Origin of the sequence: Lactobacillus sp., from assembly GCF_051893255.1 — a bacterium.
Classification (GTDB): domain Bacteria; phylum Bacillota; class Bacilli; order Lactobacillales; family Lactobacillaceae; genus Lactobacillus.
Genome location: NZ_JBJFHB010000001.1, coordinates 1 through 4502, shown reverse-complemented (window position 1 = coordinate 4502; position 4502 = coordinate 1). Strand labels below are relative to the sequence as shown.

Sequence of the window (4502 nt, the reverse complement as noted above, 5' to 3'; positions counted from 1 at the left end):
ATGCCCACTAAAGGAGTCGAACCTTCACTCTGTTGCCAGAACAGCGACCTGAACGCTGCGCGTCTGCCAATTCCGCCAAGTGGGCTTTTCTTTTCCTGTGCCCTAAGCACATATTTAATAATACCAAAAATTTGGTAAAATGGAAGTGCTAATTGAAAGTTTTTTACGATTTTTTTGAAGAGAGGCATTATTTTGTTAAAGAAACTCAAAAAACTGCTGCTCGTTTTGGCAGCAAGTGGACTATTCCTGACCGGTGCAGCAGGCTTTACCAAGCCGGCACAAGCTGCTGTATCCAGCTACCAGAGTCAAGATTTGAGCTTAGACGTTAAGGCCGCCATTGCCATCGATGCCAGTACCGGCCAAGTTTTGTACGCGAAAAACGCAAATACTCCGCGCTCTATTGCGTCCATGACCAAGCTGATCACGGTTTACCTGACCCTGCAAGCCATCAAGCAAGGGAAGCTATCCTGGGACACCAAGGTCAAGCCAACCAAGGCAATTGCCAAGGTCAGCCAAAACACCGAATATTCTAATGTGCGCCTAGACAGCACCCAGGACTACACCATCAAGCAGCTCTACCAGGCAACCTTGATCGAGTCAGCCAACGGGGCCGCCATGACCTTGGCCAAGGCCGTTTCCGGCGACCAGGTCACTTTTGTCAAAAAGATGCGTGCTCTCTTAGCCAGCTGGGGGATCAAGGACGCTAAGATTTACAACGCCTGCGGTCTGGCCAACGGCAACTTGGGCAGCGCCGGCTATCCGGGCGTGGGCAAGAACGTGGAAAACGAAATGTCTGCTAGCGACATGGCCACCGTTTGCCAAAAGCTGCTCAGCGACTACCCAGAAGTTTTGAACACCACGTCGATTACCAAGCTGAACTTTACGGCTGGTTCCAGCACCCAGCAGATGACCAACTGGAACTGGATGCTGAAGGGCTTAAACAGCTACTACTCTGACCTGCCAGTGGACGGCTTGAAGACCGGGACGACTGACAAGGCTGGGGCATGCTTTGCTGGGACCGTGAATAAAAATGGTCACCGGATCATCACCGTCGTTTTAGGGGCCAAGCATGCCAACACCCAAGACGCATCCCGCTTTGTCCAAACGGCCAAGCTGATGCACTATGTTTACAATAACTACACGGTAACCACCTTGAAGAAGGGGACCAGCATTAGCGGTGCCAGTTCCATCAAGGTGCCAGAAGGCAAGAGCGAAACCAGCAAGGTTGTCATCGGCAAGACCACGACTATTTGGGTCAAGAAGGGCGCTAAGCTGCAAACCGCTTTGACCAAGACTTCTGCCTCTTCCCCAATCAAGAAGGGGCAAAAGGTTGCTAGTTACGGCTTCTCCACTTCTAATGGCAAGCTAGTATCTCTTAGCGGGAAAAAGCTGACCACGTCGGCTGTCGCTACGGCGGACAACGGTACGGCCAACTTCTTCGTCCGCTTGTGGCGGAGCCTGTTTGGCAAGTAAGCAGAAAAGATCTAACAGATGAAAATCATTGATGAAGAGCTAGCAGCCAAAGTCGTCAGACCCCGGCCAGCCATCAGCCACAAGGGGACTTACGGCCGGATCCTCTTAATTGGCGGGTCTAAGCAATATGGCGGCGCCATCCTGATGGCAGCTGAAGGGGCCGTGATGGCCGGCGCCGGCTTAACCACGGTCGCGACTGATCCCAGCAACGTGATTCCTTTAAGAACCCGCCTGCCTGAAGCCATGGCCATTGACCTGTACGACGCAAGTCTTTTAGACCAAGTGGCGAAAAAGGACGTCATTGTCTTAGGGCCGGGTCTCGGGACAGATGAGCAAGCCAAAAATATTTTTTGCAAGGTTCTGGAAACTATCACTGAAAAGCAGACCCTGCTCATCGATGCCAGTGGATTAACGCTCTTGGCCCAAGAGCCAGAATTAATTTCCAAGATCAAGGCTGGTCTGCTTGTCTTAACCCCCCACCAGATGGAATGGCAGCGGCTCAGCGGCATTAAGATCGCTGATCAAAGCGATCAAGAAAACCTTAAGGCGTTAGCTGATTTATTTTCTGAAAAAGTAAAGAATGTTATACTGGTACTGAAAAGTCATCGAACGCGGGTGTATGATCTGGCTGGCAGTCTTTACCAAAATTCCGCAGGCAATCCGGGCATGGCCACCGGCGGGATGGGCGATACGCTGGCCGGGATCACGGGCGCTTTTTTAGCCCAGTTTGGTCCAAGGCTGGACAGCGTCCTAGCGGCGGTATACTGCCACTCTCTAGCCGGAGATGACCTTTATCAAGATAACTACCTGGTTTTGCCAACGAGGCTCTCAGAGCATTTACCGCAGGTAATGAAGCGGCTGAGTTTAAAAAGTGAAAGCAGGTAATGGAGGCAAATATGAAGAAATCAAAGTATATTACGGCCCTGTCAGCAGCGGCTGTATCCTTGCTCTTGCTGAGCGGGGCTAGTCAAACTTATGCGGATACTGATACTGCTACGCAAACGACTGACACCACTAAGTCCAGCACTGATACGACTGCAACTGACAGCACTAGTACCACAGGGACCACTGACAGCACGAGTCAAAAGACCCAGGCTGACAGCGAGGACCCAACTGGCCAAAGCGTCACGACTACGGTGGGTACGACGCCAGATGCCAAAAGTGCGATCAAGAACGCATCTGATTTGACCAATGTCCAAAGCTACGCCTGGAAGACCACGCCAGATGTATCAACTGCCGGCACTAAGAAAGCTACGGTAGTTGTGACCTACACTGACGGGTCAACTGATGAAGTTGATGTTGATGTCGTCGTGACCACCTACGCCAGCCAAAATACGCCGGTTGCTAAATCTGACTGGTCAGTTAAGGTGGGTAGCAGTTTAAACGCTGCAGATGGCATTAGCAACAAGACTAGCCTGAAGAACGTGAAGGGTTACGCCTTTAAGACGGCTCCTTCAACGGCCAAGGCTGGCACGGTTAAGGCCACCATTGTCGTTACCTATACTGATGGCTCAACTGACGAAGTGCCGGTTTCCATTAAGGTTACGTCAGTGGTGACGACCAAGACTCGCACTAAGAAGTCGACTAAGAAGGAATACCTGACTAAGACCAGAAAGATTGTTTTGGACCGTCCTGGTAAAAACAAGACCATCAAGCAAAAGGCCAAGCTGGTAAGAAAGGTAACTACGACCACTACCACGACTAAGACCTACAAGGATGGCAAGTTGACCAAGACTTCCACTAAGTCAAAGAAGACTTACGGCAAGTGGTCCAAGGGCAAGTGGGCCAAATACAAGGTTCCAGCGATCAAGAACTACAAGCGGAGCAAGACCACCATTAAGGCCAAGACGGTGACCAGCAAGACCAAGAACCAAAAGGTTAAGGTAACTTACAAGATCACCCGCCACAAGCCTGCTAACGCTCCATACTACGACCCAGCTGACATGCGGGCTAAGACTGGTCACTACTACTTCAAGTCCAGTGAAAAGCGCGCATATCCAAACCTGGCCAACTACAAGAAGGTTTGGCTGAGAGTGTCTATCTTGGGCAACCGGGTTTACGTGATGAGCGGTAAAAAGGTGATCTACACCATGTACTCCTCAGCTGGCCGCTTTGAAATGACCAATGGCAAGTATCAAAGCGATACTCCACGTGGCACCTTCCACTTGTTACCAGCTTATGGTGGTTCCTTCATGTCAAGCGATGGCGTTGGGGCAAGATACTACATGACTTACCATGGCAGCGATTATCTGATTCACTCTGTTCCAATCAATAATTACAATTCAGGAATAAGATACGGCGGCTTCCACTACGGTTATGGCGGCGTGGGCAGCACGGCTCACCTGACAGTTTTGGGGACCAAGCCTGACTCATCCGGCTGCATCCGCTTGTCTCTAAGCGATGCGCGCTGGCTGTATGGTCAAAGAACTTCCGGCAAGCTAAAGGTCGGCACCAAGATTGTCATCAAGTACAAGTAGCTCTTAAGTTTTAGTGATAAATAATTAAGAGTTGCTGATAAGAAATATCTAAGAAAGGCTTTCCCTGTTTTCAGAGAAAGCCTTTTTGTTTACCTAATTATTGCCCATGATCATTGGATTTAATTGCCTTAATAATTAAACAGCAATCATTTAATTAATCATAGTTCTAAATCATTTTAAAAAAGTAATAACTGTTTTTAGATTTTATCTTGAGTTATCAATACAATTAGCTTATGATAAAGGTGTAACAAATCGTTAAAATACTGGTATAATAAGCTTTTTTAAATAGGCATAGTGGAAAATGACTATTTAAAAAAGCTTTTAGAAATATTATCCATCAATCGGTATCTATAGCGGTCACATTTTAGCTGAAGATAAAACTTATGCAAGATAGATTGTGTGTTGTTGATTTTGTTATAGATATTTTGTGGTTGCAATGTAGGTGATGTGAAAGATGAGGAAGCTTAAGGAGAAAAAGTTAATAAGGCTGGCCCACTTATTTGCTGCATTGATTTTAACTTTAAGCATCTTGGTGCCAAGCTTTGTCGAGGT

Annotated in this window: 3 protein-coding genes and 1 tRNA gene; 3 read left to right on the top strand and 1 reads right to left on the bottom strand. The window is 48.2% G+C overall.

The features are described from left to right. Position 1: 1 nt before the first annotated feature. A tRNA-Leu gene (locus ACI4WN_RS00020) sits at positions 2–85 on the bottom strand. A 107-nt stretch (positions 86–192) separates the two neighbouring features. Between ACI4WN_RS00020 and ACI4WN_RS00015 the strand changes: the two genes are divergently transcribed. From ACI4WN_RS00015 to ACI4WN_RS00005, 3 genes are read left to right on the top strand one after another with little or no spacing between them, the layout of a single operon-like run. Then, entirely contained in the window at positions 193–1473 is a 1281-nt protein-coding gene (locus tag ACI4WN_RS00015; protein WP_439776430.1) for a serine hydrolase, read from the top strand. Positions 1474–1491: 18 nt separating this feature from the next. Further along, positions 1492–2358 (top strand): NAD(P)H-hydrate dehydratase, encoded by an 867-nt coding sequence (locus ACI4WN_RS00010; RefSeq protein WP_439776429.1) that lies wholly within the window; start codon positions 1492–1494, stop codon positions 2356–2358. A gap of 11 nt (positions 2359–2369) precedes the next feature. Next, positions 2370–3950: a Rib/alpha-like domain-containing protein gene (locus ACI4WN_RS00005; RefSeq protein WP_439776428.1), complete on the top strand. Its 1581-nt coding sequence runs from the start codon at positions 2370–2372 to the stop codon at positions 3948–3950. Positions 3951–4502 lie beyond the last annotated feature (552 nt).

Bases quoted from the DNA above. Each gene is read 5' to 3' on its own strand.
- ACI4WN_RS00010 (WP_439776429.1), top strand. From the start codon at position 1,492: ATGAAAATCATTGATGAAGAGCTAGCAGCCAAAGTCGTCAGACCCCGG.
- ACI4WN_RS00005 (WP_439776428.1), top strand. From the start codon at position 2,370: ATGAAGAAATCAAAGTATATTACGGCCCTGTCAGCAGCGGCTGTATCC.